At 37.5% G+C, this 15,839-nt stretch carries 17 protein-coding genes; 2 read left to right on the forward strand and 15 right to left on the reverse strand.

The window, feature by feature from the left end; genetic code table 11:
* Window positions 1–34: 34 nt before the first annotated feature.
* From OZX59_RS04540 to OZX59_RS04575, 8 genes are all read right to left on the reverse strand, one after another.
* The gene (locus tag OZX59_RS04540) at window positions 35–1,069 is read right to left on the reverse strand and encodes an IS30 family transposase (RefSeq protein WP_277126954.1); all 1,035 of its coding nucleotides are present in this window, start codon (window positions 1,067–1,069) and stop codon (window positions 35–37) included.
* Between the two features lie 565 nt (window positions 1,070–1,634).
* A complete protein-coding gene (locus tag OZX59_RS04545; protein ID WP_277126955.1) occupies window positions 1,635–2,504 on the reverse strand; it encodes a DNA/RNA non-specific endonuclease in 870 nt (289 codons plus the stop codon).
* A gap of 98 nt (window positions 2,505–2,602) precedes the next feature.
* Window positions 2,603–3,556, reverse strand: a complete 954-nt coding sequence (locus OZX59_RS04550) for an exonuclease domain-containing protein (protein WP_277126956.1) — start codon at window positions 3,554–3,556, stop codon at window positions 2,603–2,605.
* A 9-nt stretch (window positions 3,557–3,565) separates the two neighbouring features.
* Window positions 3,566–4,390 (reverse strand): Sir2 family NAD-dependent protein deacetylase, encoded by an 825-nt coding sequence (locus tag OZX59_RS04555; RefSeq protein WP_277126957.1) that lies wholly within the window; start codon window positions 4,388–4,390, stop codon window positions 3,566–3,568.
* A gap of 13 nt (window positions 4,391–4,403) precedes the next feature.
* Window positions 4,404–5,036 (reverse strand): DUF421 domain-containing protein, encoded by a 633-nt coding sequence (locus tag OZX59_RS04560; protein WP_277126958.1) that lies wholly within the window; start codon window positions 5,034–5,036, stop codon window positions 4,404–4,406.
* A 9-nt stretch (window positions 5,037–5,045) separates the two neighbouring features.
* Entirely contained in the window at window positions 5,046–5,495 is a 450-nt protein-coding gene (locus OZX59_RS04565) for a DUF3290 domain-containing protein (protein WP_277126959.1), read from the reverse strand.
* A gap of 103 nt (window positions 5,496–5,598) precedes the next feature.
* The gene (locus OZX59_RS04570; RefSeq protein ID WP_277126960.1) at window positions 5,599–6,339 is read right to left on the reverse strand and encodes a PAS domain-containing protein; all 741 of its coding nucleotides are present in this window, start codon (window positions 6,337–6,339) and stop codon (window positions 5,599–5,601) included.
* A gap of 94 nt (window positions 6,340–6,433) precedes the next feature.
* Complete coding sequence (locus tag OZX59_RS04575; protein ID WP_277126961.1) at window positions 6,434–6,997, reverse strand: hypothetical protein; 564 nt, start codon at window positions 6,995–6,997, stop codon at window positions 6,434–6,436.
* A gap of 254 nt (window positions 6,998–7,251) precedes the next feature.
* Here OZX59_RS04575 and OZX59_RS04580 point away from each other — a divergent pair, with 254 nt between their 5' ends.
* Window positions 7,252–8,166, forward strand: coding sequence for a proline-specific peptidase family protein (locus tag OZX59_RS04580; protein ID WP_277126962.1), 915 nt, complete (start codon window positions 7,252–7,254; stop codon window positions 8,164–8,166).
* Between the two features lie 51 nt (window positions 8,167–8,217).
* On the opposite strand, the gene OZX59_RS04585 is transcribed toward OZX59_RS04580, so the two are convergent.
* Both OZX59_RS04585 and OZX59_RS04590 read right to left on the reverse strand, forming a co-directional pair.
* On the reverse strand, window positions 8,218–8,589 hold the full coding sequence (locus OZX59_RS04585) for a hypothetical protein (protein ID WP_277126963.1): 372 nt from the start codon (window positions 8,587–8,589) through the stop codon (window positions 8,218–8,220).
* 20 nt (window positions 8,590–8,609) lie between these two features.
* Window positions 8,610–9,809 (reverse strand): LCP family protein, encoded by a 1,200-nt coding sequence (locus OZX59_RS04590; protein ID WP_277126964.1) that lies wholly within the window; start codon window positions 9,807–9,809, stop codon window positions 8,610–8,612.
* 159 nt (window positions 9,810–9,968) lie between these two features.
* On the opposite strand from OZX59_RS04590, the gene pepF reads away from it, so the two are divergent.
* Window positions 9,969–11,774, forward strand: a complete 1,806-nt coding sequence (gene pepF / locus OZX59_RS04595; RefSeq protein ID WP_277126965.1) for an oligoendopeptidase F — start codon at window positions 9,969–9,971, stop codon at window positions 11,772–11,774.
* Between the two features lie 72 nt (window positions 11,775–11,846).
* On the opposite strand, the gene OZX59_RS04600 is transcribed toward pepF, so the two are convergent.
* The 5 genes from OZX59_RS04600 to OZX59_RS04620 all read right to left on the reverse strand — a co-directional run bounded on the left by OZX59_RS04600 (window position 11,847) and on the right by OZX59_RS04620 (window position 15,836).
* On the reverse strand, window positions 11,847–12,275 hold the full coding sequence (locus OZX59_RS04600) for a hypothetical protein (RefSeq protein WP_277124732.1): 429 nt from the start codon (window positions 12,273–12,275) through the stop codon (window positions 11,847–11,849).
* Window positions 12,276–12,467: 192 nt separating this feature from the next.
* A complete protein-coding gene (locus OZX59_RS04605) occupies window positions 12,468–13,367 on the reverse strand; it encodes an alpha/beta hydrolase (protein ID WP_277124733.1) in 900 nt (299 codons plus the stop codon).
* Window positions 13,364–13,903, reverse strand: coding sequence for an NAD(P)H-dependent oxidoreductase (locus OZX59_RS04610; protein ID WP_277124735.1), 540 nt, complete (start codon window positions 13,901–13,903; stop codon window positions 13,364–13,366). The genes OZX59_RS04605 and OZX59_RS04610 overlap by 4 nt, the downstream gene beginning before the upstream one ends.
* Before the next feature lie 15 nt (window positions 13,904–13,918).
* Window positions 13,919–14,665 carry an SDR family oxidoreductase gene (locus tag OZX59_RS04615; protein WP_277124736.1) on the reverse strand — a complete coding sequence of 249 codons (747 nt, stop codon included), beginning with the start codon at window positions 14,663–14,665 and terminating at the stop codon, window positions 13,919–13,921.
* Window positions 14,655–15,836 carry a MalY/PatB family protein gene (locus tag OZX59_RS04620; RefSeq protein ID WP_277126988.1) on the reverse strand — a complete coding sequence of 394 codons (1,182 nt, stop codon included), beginning with the start codon at window positions 15,834–15,836 and terminating at the stop codon, window positions 14,655–14,657. Before OZX59_RS04620 ends, OZX59_RS04615 begins: the two co-directional genes overlap by 11 nt.
* Between the last annotated feature and the right edge of the window lie 3 nt (window positions 15,837–15,839).

Here is a 15,839-nt window from a genome sequence, read left to right on the forward strand (position 1 = left end):
CTGAATTGTCAAATTAAGTGCAACAGTTATTGGTCTATGAAGATATATATTGCTTGAATAGGTTTTCTGCTGTTTGGTAATGGAGGATTCGACGATGCTTACGATTAATTGCTTTAGTTGCTTTTTGAACATAGTCATCCGTCTTATCTTGCATACTTTGACCTTTGGGAAAGAACTGTCTAAGTAGACCATTGCAGTTTTCATTGGTTCCTCTTTCCCAAGGCGAATACGGATGTGCAAAGTAAATCTTGCAGTGCTGTATTTGAACCATATCCGCAAACTCTGAGCCATTATCAAACGTGATCGTCTTGTACCAGCTTGGATGTTTATCAATTTCTTCTTGGAGAAGCCTCAAGCAAGTAGCAGCACGGTAATCTGGAATCTTGATAACCACTTCAAAACGAGTTACACGTTCAGTCAAGGTCATTAAAGCCGGCTGATTCTTACGCCTAACACCTTTAACTAGGTCACCTTCCCAGTGCAACAGCGTTTTTCGATCTTCCACTTCTGCTGGACGATCTTCAATCGAATCACCTAGATGCTTCTTGTGCAGCGCATGTCCACCATGATTGTGACGACGTTTGCTTCTACGCCTCTTCAGTTTCATTGGTAGATCAATATTGCTTATATCGAGCAATCCTTGATCGATATAGCGATAGACTGTTGGGGTACTAGGACAAGGATAGCCAGGCATAGTCAGTTTGAATTCACCAACGAATTCATCGATGCTGGTTGCGTCAAACTTAGTCTTAAAGCGTCTTGAGAGCATTTTGAAGAAGACTGAAAAATGCCTAAGTGGATCGCGTTTATAGCAATTTAAACGTTTTTGATCATGATAAATTTGGGCAGTATCGGCATAGTAATGCTTGTAGAGAAAATAATTATGATCACGTTGAAGTACACTGCCACGTTTGATTTCACGGCTAATCGTTGACTTATGACAACCAACCTCTTGGGCAATAACTGTACGAGAAGTGATGCCAGCATCAAGCAACGCTTGAATTTGACCACGCTGCACACTGGTTAATTGATGATAACGGCTAGACATGCTAGAATTTGAATTGGTCATGAAGATTTTCCTTTCTTGCTTTTTGATACAATTCAAGTTTAGGTCTTCATGACCTTTTTGTTTAACAATTAACGTTGCACTTCAATTTTAAATTCGGGTAATAATATTATTAACTAATAATCACTTTTTGTAAACACCAACATAAACCCAATTATTTCTTGCATACCAAAAGACTACTGCCATGCAGTAGTCTTTCAGCAAGTATATTTGTTGTTTAAAAATTATAATGACCAGAAATACTAGTCATTACGCACTAATAATTTTTGCTACTCTTAGAAAATAAACTGCTTTGTAGTTTCTTTCCTTACTAATCTAACTTGCTATCATTCTCACCTTCTCTCACAAATCGATTATAATTTATAAGCTGTATCACTTACTTAGTACAATACTATGTCATAGCTAACTTGTCAATAATATTGGTAGCAACTTTATTCTTAAAGATTAGCGTTAGTAAGACAATATCAAGTAGTGACACTTACCTCAATCCAGCCACTCATTTATCTAAATAAGCTCCAACATAAAAAGCCTTGCATTTCGCAAGACTTTTTTGTATTGACTATTACTACTAACCATTATCATTGACTTGCAGTTCTCGATTAACTTTAGCGCGACCATCTTGATAATTAAACACAAAGCCAGGTTGAACATTAAACAGGTAGACGTTAAAGTCCAAACTACCATCAGTTGCGACAGCTTGCAAATTAATTCCGCGTGCCATTAATTCCTGACCTCGAAAAATTGGTGTTGCCTGATAAATCACTCGCTTGTTAGCACGCAAAGCTGACCTAACTTTACTTTCAAAGACTGTCTGAATTTTTTGATTAGCAAAAGCTGACTGAGTAAACAAGTTCTTGGGATTGTTCTGATCACCCGATTGATTATCAGGATTGTAATTACCACTCTGATCAATCCCAGCCGATACCGAATAAGCAATCAGATGTCCCCGATTGTATACTTGCGTCTTACCACGATGATTATAATGCCAAGCTGTTGGTTCCACATACTGCCGTACTCTTAAGTCACCGCTAGCAACGTTACGTTTCTCCAGAAAAGCAGTATTTGAATGAGATGTGCGATTCAGACTATCTAAGTCGGCATAGATCACCCGATTGACCTTCCAAGCATTTTTAATCAAAGTGGACTTATTCGCATTAACTGTAATGTATGCATCCCCGCCACTCTTAAAGTCTAATTTAGCTAATTTATCATAATCTTTTTGTGCCAAACCGCCATAGGCTGTTGTTGCTGGTTTAGCATGATCAATTTTGCTTGAAGTAGAACTTTGACCTGTAAATTGCTTTAGAAAATGACTGCCGTTAGGATCACTGCCACCTTTAGTTGATATCAGCCAAATTGCCGCAATCATAATAACTACAACTGACCAGAAGTTACTATTATCTTTGCGTTTGCTACGTCTTCTTTTCTTACGCGCCATTGCATTCTCCCCTTAATTAAACTCAATTAAGTATAACTAATCGAACTTCAGTTTGCAAGATGGCAAATAAAAAGTGCCATTTTATAATGACACTTAGTTTACTTTCTAGCCCATTCATCAAGCATATTTAAAAAATACTTTTCAGATAACCGCTTAATTTTACTACCTGTTTGCTGATAATTCTCCACCTGTTTTCTAAGTGGATCATTTCTGTCAAAAAACGTGTGATCGTCCACAATCAAATAATCAGTATCAGCTGTTAACTCAAGTTGTGCTTGACCACCCAAGTTATTAACCATTTTGCAAGCTTCTGAGTTATCCATTGCTAGATTGGGTGCAAAAGTGATTTTTTTATTTTTAACTGGATTACGAAAACCAATCTGCTCGTTAGTCAAAGTTTCCGCCAATAAGTCAAAATTCTTAAGCTGCTGCTTCGTTTGAGCAAGTAAATCAGGGGTAAAATGCAAGCGAAAATCATCGTAAACCTTTTTGGTATCAAGGGAATCAGCTAAACCGTGATGCTGCTCAGTCTGAGCAATCCCAGCACGCTGAATGCAATCAAGCAAACGATTGCGCTGACGCGGATAATAATTACGAGCAAAGCGCAAAACATCAACATAATCATTATTTAATTCTGGTAAATGAAACTTTTGCGTTAGGTCATATAAAAAATTTAGGTCAAAGTTAACATTATAGCCAATGATGATATCTGAACCAATAAAAGTGCGAAATTGAGTCATAGCAGTTTTTACCGGAATACCTTCAGCAAGTAACTGATCTTCCGTAATCCCATTAAGTTTGGTAATCGCACTCGGTACATGATTAAACCACGGATAATAGACTAGTTGACTATACTGATCAACCACTTCACCGCCGCGAACTTTAATTGCACCTAGCTCAGTCACATGATCACGATATGGACTAAGGCCTGTTGTTTCAATATCTAGCAAAGTATAATCGGACAGAAACTCTGGTCGTTCACACCCTTTACCCCGTAATTTATCTTGGGCACCTGACACTTGCAGGACACCGTTAGTTATCGTAATACTCATTTTATTACTCTACTTTTCTGCTAAACTTTTAATTAATGTCGCACTATCTGCATTAACAGCTGCACTGCGATCCTGAATCACTTCGGGTAACTCATCTTGCGAAAAATCGGCTGCTACATATGACCACTGAGGAAATTGTTCAACTAAACTAACCAGTGGAGTGAACAACTGAGAGCTAGCTTCATCAACACCTAATTCTAGAACAGTGACCTTTTTATCTTCATTACCAGTTAGAAACCAGCGAAAACGACTATTAGCATCACTTTCTGGATAAAAATGATTATTAAGTGGCAAATGCAGTTCCAATGGCTGCTGGCAAACTTCACATTTAGGCACTAACTCTGCTGACAAATCATGATTTTTTGCTGCTTGGATAAAAGTTTGCACCACCTGCTGATCATCATGTAAGCCATGATTAATGCCACTCGAACATTGCATTTCAGTCCAGTTGCCAGCTACATTAAAAATACGATTGCCATTAAAATCAGCTCGCTCAAAGAAATCTGCAAAAGTTGTTGTCGCGATAAAATACCTTTTTCTTCCTATTATATTGTGCAAATCTTGCATTGCTTGACTAGGTTGATAATTCAGAGTGTATTCTTGAATTAGTTGACTCCATACCAGCCACTGTTCTTGCCAAGAAGGGAACTTATATTCTAAAGCCTCCTGCACACTTGTTACACCATATTTTTGCACCACAGTTGCAAAGTTATTTTGGAAGTCTTTTTTATCCAAAATATCTAGGCCTTCAATCTGCGCTAGCCCATTACCAGCCGTCACAATAACAACTTCTGCATCAGCAATCAGCTGCTTAGCTTGTTTTAAATTTTCCATTTATACCTATTTTCTATTTTTGATATCCCGTAAAGGAAAGTTTCCCATCATTAAAGTCAGCTAGAAAAACATCGCTAACATTATTAAAACCGGCCTTTTTGACTTCTTGCGTAATCCAGTCTTCATCCTTGTGCATTAATTCCAGTACATCTTGGTTGACCTGACCATCATTTATCACCGGAAACCGCACATTAGTCTCATCATTCCGAATAACCGTTAACTGGCCATTCTTTTCAAAAATACAGTTCTTAACCTTTTCAACCGAATAAATCCCCTGACTGCGCAACTTAAACATTAATTCATTGGCTGAAATCCCAGCAGACAGACAGTTTCTAACCAGAACTTTGCCATTCTTAATTACTTGAATTGGATCGCCATCAATTACCTTACGTACTAGGTTACTATGCTCACGAGCAAACTTCAGGATAAATACTACTAAAGTCCAGACTACCAATACTAGCAAAAATTGCAATACCGAAACATTGGCATTATAAATAACCCCACCGATAATGCCACCGAGAACATAATTTTGCAATTGATCCAAAGCGGTAGTAGGAGCCAAATTACTTTTACCAAAAACATTAATCTGAAAAATTAGAGTTAAAACACCAAGTGCAAATTTAATAAAAAGTTGTGTATAGTTCATACTATTCTCCTACTTTTGAATCTTAACTTTATGATCAATTACATAGGCTTGAGTCAAAGTATAACTATTATTATCATCATTAAGATTTAATTGATAATCAATATTCTTTGAATCAATCCGGACAATAATGCCATCTTTTAAGGTAGTTGAATTGACCAATACATCAGATTTAGGCACTCCTTGATCACGAGCAATCGATTTAATAAACGGCACAATTTGTACTGATTGCGATTTAACTAAATTAGTTTGCACATATTTTTCATATTGCGTTCCAGCAAATACTAACAAAAATAATAACGCGATAATTCCTAAATCACGATACCGTGTATCAAAACGGTGCCGCAAATATAACAACGTAAACACAAACACAGTTAGTGCCGCTGCAGCAATCAAGACATACAGAATAGTTTTATTAGTATTTTGATTCTGCTCAATATACTTCAGTGTATAAAAATTCATCAGCTTGTCACCTCGAATAAAAACAACTTTTTTATAATTGAATCTATATAAACAAGTATAACAAAAAGTAGTTAGACTAGATCTAACTACTGCTTAGGATTATTTAATTTTCTGAAGCGGCTGATGAAGTATCTGGTTCTGGCTTTGCTTCCTCTTTTACTTGTTCTGCCTTAGTTGAAGCGCCTGTTGAACTATCTGGATCAGAATTACGCCGATAAGTTGCTCCAGTTGTAGCATCAGGATCAACTACCAACTTTTGTCCAGTAGTTTCACAGAAGTATTTAACCAGTGGGTATAAATCTTGAACCCATTCATAAATACCAGCATAGTTTCCTTCATCGTCTTCCATTCGCTTATAATAATGCAAAACCAGTTCTTCTAAATTACCAGTTGGTACTGGCATATAAACTGCTTCATGACCATCTGCTTTAGTCCGTAAAGCGTGCACCACCTTTTTAGCATTAGGGATAACATCGCGAATATCTGGATGAATATCTTTCATAGTATCGCCAACTTGTTCGGGAACCCGCTTAGCCTTCATTTTGGCATTCGGATCAACCGGACGGTTATACCATAAGAACTGATTATTTTCATCAACAAATGTTAGTTCGCCAATTGTACTGCGCAACATCCAATTGAGCTGATTAACGGTCATCAGGCCACTATCGAGTTTCACATAATCATCGCCACTAGCCGCGTGAGTCTTCTCTGCCGCCTTATCAAGCCAATCTGGATCTTCCTTGTTCAATCCATCGACCGTATAGCGACCATTACCTTGGGCTGCAAAGTCTTCTTTTAAGTATTCAGCTTTATCCATATTTTGTAACCATTCTGGTTCTGACATAAATTTCCTCCAGTATTTCACAATTTAAATAGTAATACTAAAATTATAGCAAGTAACCGCTTAATAAGCAATTAGCAACATTAATGACAAACAACTAGTTTTGATGTAAATACTGCCCATAAAGAAAATTTTCTTTACTAATAATATCAATACTCATAATATTTTTGATTTTAATTGGTGTATTCTTTGACTTATCTTCAATCCCAAAGTCTATATTATAACTTTCCTGGTCAATCATTAAAATTTCATCGTCAACTGACAAAGCTTTTCCTTTTTCATAGTAATCGTCTTCAGCTTGGTAAACAGTTATTACAAGACCATTTTTACAACAATACTCAAGGATTTCTAATATACTGGTTTTAGGTACAACATCATAAATATTCTGTAGTTTTAGATTATCAAAAGAATTATTTTGTTTCTGATAATTAACATAATATTGAAAAGCTTTAGTATAATCGTTATCAGTTGTTATTTCTTTGATATCCTGTTTATTATATAACACATAACTATCAAGACACCCATCCGTATCGATTGCTTGAAAAATATAATAATCTTCAAATTCATCAACTAGATACCCTAACAAGAAATCTTCTGTACCATCTGACTTAGAATAGACTTCCAATAAAGTATTTTTATTTATATTCTTTGTTTTAATCATTAATGGTCCTTCTATTTGCTACTTTTCTTTCTTTTTATGTAGACTAAAAAATTATATGCATTTATTGTACAAAGCAGAGGTAACTTTAACGACTGACCCCTGTCATAATTACTCCTACAATAGTAATACTGCCTATCTAATTCTCAAACAAAATTATAATATTTAAGATTGACTTTTACCAAAAAAATACAAAACTATTTTTATTTCACGCTATGAGCTAAAATAGTAGTTAATAGTTTAAAAAGGAGCAAACAATGAAAACTGGTACTAAAATTATTACTTTAGATAATGGCTATCATCTGTGGACTAATACCCAAGGTGATGGCGACATCCACTTATTAGCACTGCATGGTGGTCCTGGCGGCAATCATGAATATTGGGAAGATACTGCTGAACAACTAAAAAAACAAGGCTTGAATGTACAAGTTACAATGTACGACCAGCTTGGCTCACTTTATTCTGACCAACCGGATTACGACGATCCGGCCATTGCCAAAAAATATCTAACTTACGAATACTTCTTAGATGAAGTAGACGAAGTGCGTGCAAAACTTGGTTTAGACAATATTTATCTTATCGGTCAAAGTTGGGGTGGCCTCCTAGTCCAAGAATACGCGGTTAAATATGGTCAGCATCTTAAGGGCGCAATTATTTCTTCCATGGTCGATGAAATTGACGAATACGTTGCCTCGGTTAATCGCCGCCGCCAAGAAGTATTGTCACAAACTGAAATCGACTTTATGCACGAATGTGAAGCAAACAATAATTATGACAATCAACGCTACCAAGATGATGTTCAAATTCTCAACATCAACTTCGTTGATCGCAAGCAGCCTTCTAAACTTTATCATCTAGGCGATATTGGTGGTTCAGCTGTTTACAATGCTTTTCAGGGTGATAATGAATTTGTAATTACTGGTAAGTTAAAGGACTGGCACTTTAGAGATCAGCTAGACAAGATTACTGCTCCAACTTTAATTACCTTTGGCGAAAATGAAACTATGCCAATCGCTACTGCTAAAACAATGCAGCAACTAATTCCTAATTCCCGATTGGTAACCACTCCAAATGGTGGTCATCATCATATGGTAGATAATCCTGACGTCTATTACAAACACCTAGCCGACTTTATTAAGCAAGTCGAAACCGGCACTTTCAAAGGAGAATAAGCAAAAAGGACTGACCTTGATTTAAAAATCAAGGTCAGTCCTTTTTTGCTGTTATAACTCTGTATTCTTGCGCTGCCTTTCATATTGTTGCAGTGCCGTTAAAACCTGTGGCCATTCGCGTTTAGGCAAGATTAATTGTAATTTATTATGATAAATTGGAAAGTCGCTAGCTTTCATGCCCGTAATCTTCGCTAATTCTTGATCTGACAAGTGGTATTCGTAAACAATTCGCTTAATCTCAACTGACGCATGCCCGCGAAACCACGATAAACAGAAAAAGCATAATGCAAAAATTCCCGCTATTAAAATTGTTAATGTTAAGTTCCAATGAAAATTACGCCAGCAAATAAAAAACACTGCAATAAAGGCTATTAAAGCTGATATTAGACCATAAATCATCGGAAAAAAACTTCGTTTTTGCATAGCTGCCCCTTTTTAAAAGCTTAATTACCAAAAATTCCTCTACCATTTTCAGAATTACTATTACCTGTTTGATTAGCATTATCCGCATCAGCTTCAGACGTTACCGCCGAACGGTAAATCTGATAATTGGTAAACGGTGCAGGATCCTTCCACTTAATATTATTATTTTGTTCGTTTAACTTATTAAGTCTAGTTTCATCATTATCTAAAGTCTGTGTTTCTAAATCAAGATTTTTTCGCATTGTATCTGACGTCTTTTGTAAGGCTTCAGTTGACGCAACCTGAATAGATGATCCGTTAATCCAGGCATCATGACCTTGCAAATAGCCACTATCTAAGTCATTCATACAGCTGCGATAATTGAGTGCTAATGCCAACATGTCATTAAAGGTCAAATTGGTTTTGACATATTTAGTAAAGATTTTGACTAACTTACGATAATTGGCAATCGTATTAACTGACATCGCTTGATGCACAACCGCTGTAATGACTTGTCGTTGCCGCATTTGCCGACCATAATCACCACGGGGATCATCATGGCGCATACGCACATAAGCCACAGCATGTCGACCATTCAAATGTTGCTTACCTTTATGGAAATCGCACCAATCATATGAAAAATCAAACGGCACTTTAACATCAACCCCACCGACTGCATCAACCAAATTCTTGAGCGCTTTCATATTAACTTCCACATAATAATGAATTGGTACATTGACTAAAGCCGAAACAGTCTTCATTGATGCTTTGCTACCGCCAATGCCATAAGCTGAATTGACTCTAAACATATCATATTTATCTCCCGGATCGCCTAGGATATTAACCAAGGTATCACGGGGAATTGAAGTCATGGTTGCCTTACTTTTTGCTGGGTTTGCCGTTGCTAAAATCAAAGTATCCGAATTGCCCTTATCGTGACGACCTTCCATCCCTTGGTCTACTCCCAAAACCAAAACCGAGATCGGCTCTTTATTAGCAATACGCGCAGAGGTTGCAGAATTATTGCCATTGCCATCAATGGCCGTATGCAGCGCAAAATACATATGTGCTGCAAAAGCCAACCCAAAACAAACACAGAGTATTCCGATAATTCCAACAATTCGCAGCAAGATACCACTTTTTAACGCCTGTGCTGGCGCCGCAAAAATATGATTACGATGTAGACTAGTAGTAGAAAACTTTTTATGGTAATCTTCTCTACGTTTAGAATTTTGATCCATTCCTTTTTCTATTTCCTTCCACAATTATCCAATGATATTTGTAACATGTTTGAACTTAAACTAAAATATTACTGAATATAATTAATAATATCTTATTTTTTAACCATTTAAGCAAATAATGGCTAACATTAAGTAAATATTTAATAAGGAGAATTTTTGATGACCATTCCAACAAGAGATCAAGTTGAAGATAACTTAAAGTGGGATTTAACCCGCGTCTTCAAGTCCGACCAAGACTGGGAAGATGAATATACAATAGTTAAACAGGAAATACAAACCTTAACTAGTTTACAGGCAGAATTTACCCAAACTGCTACCAATTTATTTACCAGCTTAAGTAAAATTTTAACTGTTGAACGTAGATTAGAAAAGCTCTATGTCTATGCTTCAATGTCCAGCGATGTTGATACGAGTAATGCTCATTATTTAGGTTATGTCGCCCAAAGCCAAACTTTAATTAGCCAATTTGAAGCCGCTACTTCTTTCATTAAACCTGCTATCTTAGCGCTGCCGGCAGATACACTCACTAATTTTAAAACTAGTGAACCTAAATTAAAACAGCTTGACCATTGGCTAGAGCAAATTACCCGTCTGCGGCCGCACACCTTGTCTGCAAACGAGGAAAAGTTAATCGCAGATACCGGTGATGCGATGGGTGTCTCTGAAAATACTTTTAACGTCTTGACTAATTCAGATTTAGAATATGGCTACGTTCAAAATGAGAACGGCGAAATGGTGCAATTATCTGATGGCCTTTATGATACTTTAATTCAGTCTCAAGATCGGCAAGTTAGACGCGGCGCTTTTGAAACAATGTATGCCACTTATGGTCAGTTTGAAAATTCACTCGCCTCAACGCTAAGCGGTGTAGTTAAAGCACACAATTTTACTGCTCAAGTTCACCATTACGACAGTGCTCGTGACGCAGCTCTAGATGAAAATGGCGTGCCGACTATCGTATACGACACCCTAATTCAAGAGGTTAATAACCACTTGGACTTACTGCACAGTTACGTTGCCTTACGCAAACAAATCTTAGGGCTTAAAGATTTACAAATGTGGGACATGTATGTACCTTTGACTGGTAAACCTGCGCTGTCTTATACTTTTACTCAAGCAAAAACAGCAGCCAAAAAAGCCCTGGCTCCACTTGGACAGGACTATCTTAAACAAGTTGATTATATTTTTGATAATCGCGTAATTGATGTAGTTGAGTCGCAAAATAAAGTTACAGGTGCATATTCAGGTGGATCATATGATACCGACGCTTATGAATTGCTTAACTGGACTGACAATATCGATTCTCTCTACACTCTTGTCCACGAAACCGGCCATTCTGTCCACAGCATGTATACCCGCAAAAACCAGCCTTATGTCTACGGTGACTATCCTATCTTTGTTGCTGAGATTGCCTCAACCACTAATGAAAATATCCTAACCGAATATTTGCTCGATCACGTCACAGATCCCAAAACCCGTGCCTTTGTCTTAAATTATTATCTCGATTCATTCAAAGGAACGCTATTTAGACAAACTGAGTTTGCTGAATTTGAACAATATATTCATGAACAAGATGCCAATGGCAACCCATTAACTGCAGACAAATTAGACAAGTTTTATGGACAATTGAATCAACATTATTATGGCGATAGCGTCGCACCGGGTGGTGAAATCGCCAAAGAATGGAGCCGCATACCGCACTTTTATTATGACTTTTACGTTTATCAGTACGCTACTGGCTTTGCAGCAGCTACCGCATTAGCCAACAAGGTGGTCCATGGAACTGATCAAGATCGCGCTGCCTACCTAGATTTTCTTAAAGCCGGTTCTAGTGCTGCTCCAACTGATATTATGCAGCATGCAGGAGTTGATATGACTAAGCCAGATTATCTTGAAGATGCCTTTACAACTTTTGCTAAACGTTTAGATGAATTTACAGAGATTGTTCAGCACGATTTTAAATAAGGTAAACAAAAAGCCATGTTTCTAAAGCATGGCTTTTGTATAAGACTAATTAAACTACTGCACTTGTAATCATTAATGACTTTTTGCAACTTTTTTATGAGTAGTTTTTTTATGGTATTTTTTGAGATTTTTCTGATTATACTTAGCTAACCATTTATTTGAATCATTATTATTAACCCAAAAATAACGTCCTTCAGTCGCTTGACCAATGCCAGGAATATTACCAATAAATGCCCATGGCCAATTAGCCGGAGCCTCTACAGTTACAATCGAACCTTTTTTCAAGTTCTTTTTTTGAACTAATCGCTGTTCATAACGCGGCTCGCTACCATTAATTTTCCATAAGCTTTGCTTTTTAGTAGTAATCATCTTCCTAGGCTTCCACCAATAATGTGAACTTTGTGCCGGGACTGCTTGAACATCTTCTAGCGAACCTATACTGGTAAAAGTCAATACTAAAGCTGGTAAAATTGCTAAAATCAACCATTTTTTCTTCATCATAGAGCCTCCTAAACTAAAGATACAGTATTATTTAGCTTCAGCTTAACAGCTTAATATATGCAGAGCAATTTTATTGTTTTGCAAAAAGTCATAAATACGACTTGCAACTTGGCCCTATAAATAATATAACAATTAAGGAAATAAAATATTTCTCACATCAAAAAGCGGGAGTACCCTAGGCACTCTCGCTTTTTATTTTGGCCATAAAAACTGACCAATTCGCCGATTGACATGTGGATTTTCATGCAACTTACTATGCTGACCGTCTGCGCCCTTAATCTCTACTTCCTCATACTCGCGGGTTTTTCCATGTAAGAGATATCGCAGCGAACGCGCCGACACGACACTGACTGAACCATCAGAATTAGTGCCATCTTGCTTGTTACCATAAATATTTAACACTTGCACATCAGTAGGGAAATTTTCACGATGGCGTAATAAATAGCGATAGGTATCGTTAAGATGTCTGGGACACCCGTTTTTTTGCAAGTAATTATGATTGACTTGATCATCTACCCCAATAATCCCAGCAAAGTGTCCACCAAGACTTACTTGTTTTACTAGCTTAGGCAGACTTTGCTTAACACCATATCGTTCCTGATAATACGCTAGCGTTAGATTTCCCATCGAATGCGCGACAGTATTATATTGCTTAATGTGATACTTCTGCTTTAGTAGCAACATTAAATGATAAATCCAATTACTAGTAGTAAAATAATCACTATTTTTATTGTCCTGCATGACTACCTGAATTATTGGTCGCTTAACCGTCTTAGGCCAGTTTCCTTGTAAATGAATCTTGCCATTTTTTTGCACGGTAACAGTCAAAACCTTACGTGCATGGTCATGTTTTACGGCATAGGCAATCATCCCAGCAGTTGAGCGTCCACTAGCACCCCAACCATGCAGATAAATTGTTGGTGTTGACTTAGCACGATTAGCAATTTTACCTACACTAGTGAATCGATCGCCTTGCAACACATAGGTCTGGTTCTCAATAGGTAGCTTCGCTTTATACCAACAAAGTCCACCAAAAATCAGCAATAAAATTAGCAATCCGCTGCTAATTAATATTTTTCGCCGACGAGTCATTTATCTAATCCAAGTGCAGCCAAATATTGACAATAAGCCTTTCCAGCTGCTTGCAAATCAGTATCACTGATTGCCATCGCATTATAAACAATAAATAGAGACAAAAATTTAGTACCAATTAAGTTGCTAGTACTACGAAATGGCAATAATAGTTCCGGCAGTGTTACCCCGAACTCTCCATCATGTTGATACTTGCTTTTGGGTGCTCCCGCAGAAATTGCCAGTAATAATTCTTTACCGTGCAACTTGTTACCACCGCTACCGTAAGCCCAACCATGTTCTAAAACCTGATCCTCCCACTTTTTCAGTAACGGTGGACAACTATACCAATAAAATGGAAATTGTAAAACAATCCGATCAGCCCAAGCTAATGCTACTTGTTCTTGCTGAACAACAATCTTTTCATCTGGATAAAGACGATACTCATCATAAATCCGCAAATTAGGGAGCTTGCTTTGCTTGACCTGATCAAATAAATGTCGGTTTACTTTTGAAAGAGCTAAATTTGGGTGAAAAGTTAATACTAAAACATTCATTATTTCTACTCCTGATTACCAAGGCTGCTTAGTTGGTCCAATAGTAAATTCACTGACATTAGTATCTGCTGGCTGATCAATGGCAAAGGCTACAACATTAGCTACGCGATCAGGACTAATTTGATATTGGTCGTATGTCTGCCCCATATCACGAGCCGTTGCTTCATCTGTAATCTGCTCCAGTAATTCAGTCTTAATTGCCGCTGGATAAATTGTCGCCGTTCGAATATTGGTACCTTCCTGTGCTGATTCCATTCGCAAAACTTCCATCAAATCTTTTAGCCCCCATTTAGTTGCGCCATATACCGCACCATTGGTGTAGGCTTTTAGACCAGCTACTGAAGAAGTCGCAATAATATGGCCAGATTTTTGCTTAGTAAATTCTGGTAAGACTGCTGCGATTCCATTTAGCACTCCTTTAAGATTGACGTCAATAATACGATCCCATTCAGTAGTTTTTAGCGCAGACAAAGGCGAATTTGGCATTAAACCGGCATTTAGAAATATCACATCAACTTGACCAAAAGCTGCTTTAGCTGCAGCAACCAAGTTAAGATTATCTTCCTTATTGGTGACATCTGTTACTTGATAAATCGCTTGACCACCCGCATCCGTAATTTCGCTAGCTAAGGTTGCTAATTTATCAGTTCGTCTAGCACCTAAAACTAATTTGGCACCCTTTTGGGCTAATAAGCGTGCTGTTACCGCGCCAATTCCTGAAGAAGCCCCTGTAATAACTACTACTTTATCTTTAATTGCCATAATTTTTCTCCTTCTTAAACTCTGTTAAACTTACTTGCAAGCGTTGTAAACCATCCAGCAACATTTGACTTGGACAAGCAAAATTCAGCCGCAAAAAGTTTGAACCATTACCTCGATAAACAGCACCAGCTGCTACAACCAGACCGGTTTTCCTACGAATAAAGTCTGCTAAAGCCTGTGAATCATTGGTATAAGCCGACACATCGAGCCACATCAAGTAGGTAGCTTGCCCAGATGTTATTTTGACCTCTGGGATATTTGCCATGATAAACTTCTCTGCTAAATAATAATTAGCCGTCAGCTGCTTTTTCAAGCCATTGAGCCATTCGTCAGCCTTAGTATAAGCCGCGATACTACCAGGAATCGCCAGCAGGTTAGGCTCAGTTAGTTCGTCATTATTCAACCCGCGACTAATCTGATTACGCAAATTTTCATTAGGAATAATCACTGTTGCCGCGTGTAGTGCTGCCACGTTAAAAGCCTTACTTGGCGAAGTTAAGCTAACAACTTCTTTATCCGCCAAATTTGCCAATGCAGCTAGCGGTATATATTCCTCTTGCCCCCAGACTAAATCGCCATGAATTTCATCACTAACCAACTTCACATGATATTTCGTGCATAACTTAACCAGTCGCTCAAGCTCAGCCTTAGTCCAAGTTTTGCCCACTGGATTATGTGGATTACACAAAATCATCATGGTTGTTAGTGGCTGCGCCAATTTAGCCGCTAAATCCGTCCAATCAATTTCATAATGATAATTTTGATAAACTAAATCGCTAGTTAAAGTATGACGACCATTATTTTCAATTGAATGATAAAAAATATCATAAACTGGCGCTTGCACCAAAATACTGTCGCCAACATTAGTGACACTGCGAACAATCGATGATAAAGCCGGAATAACACCATTGACAAACATTAACCAGGATTTCTCTAACTTAGTATGATGCTGCCCTTGGAACCAATTAATGAGTGCCTCATAATATGTATCAGGGACAATTTCATAACCAAAAACACCCAAGTCTAGTTTTTCTTTCATCGCCGTAACTATTTCTGGAGCTACAGCAAAGTCCATATCTGCCAAAGACATCGGTAATTCATTTTCATCAACATTCCACTTAACAGAGTTAGTCTGTCTACGCGGAATAATGGTAGTAAAATCATATTCCATAGT

Source organism: Lactobacillus sp. ESL0681 (assembly GCF_029392835.1).
Classification (GTDB): domain Bacteria; phylum Bacillota; class Bacilli; order Lactobacillales; family Lactobacillaceae; genus Lactobacillus.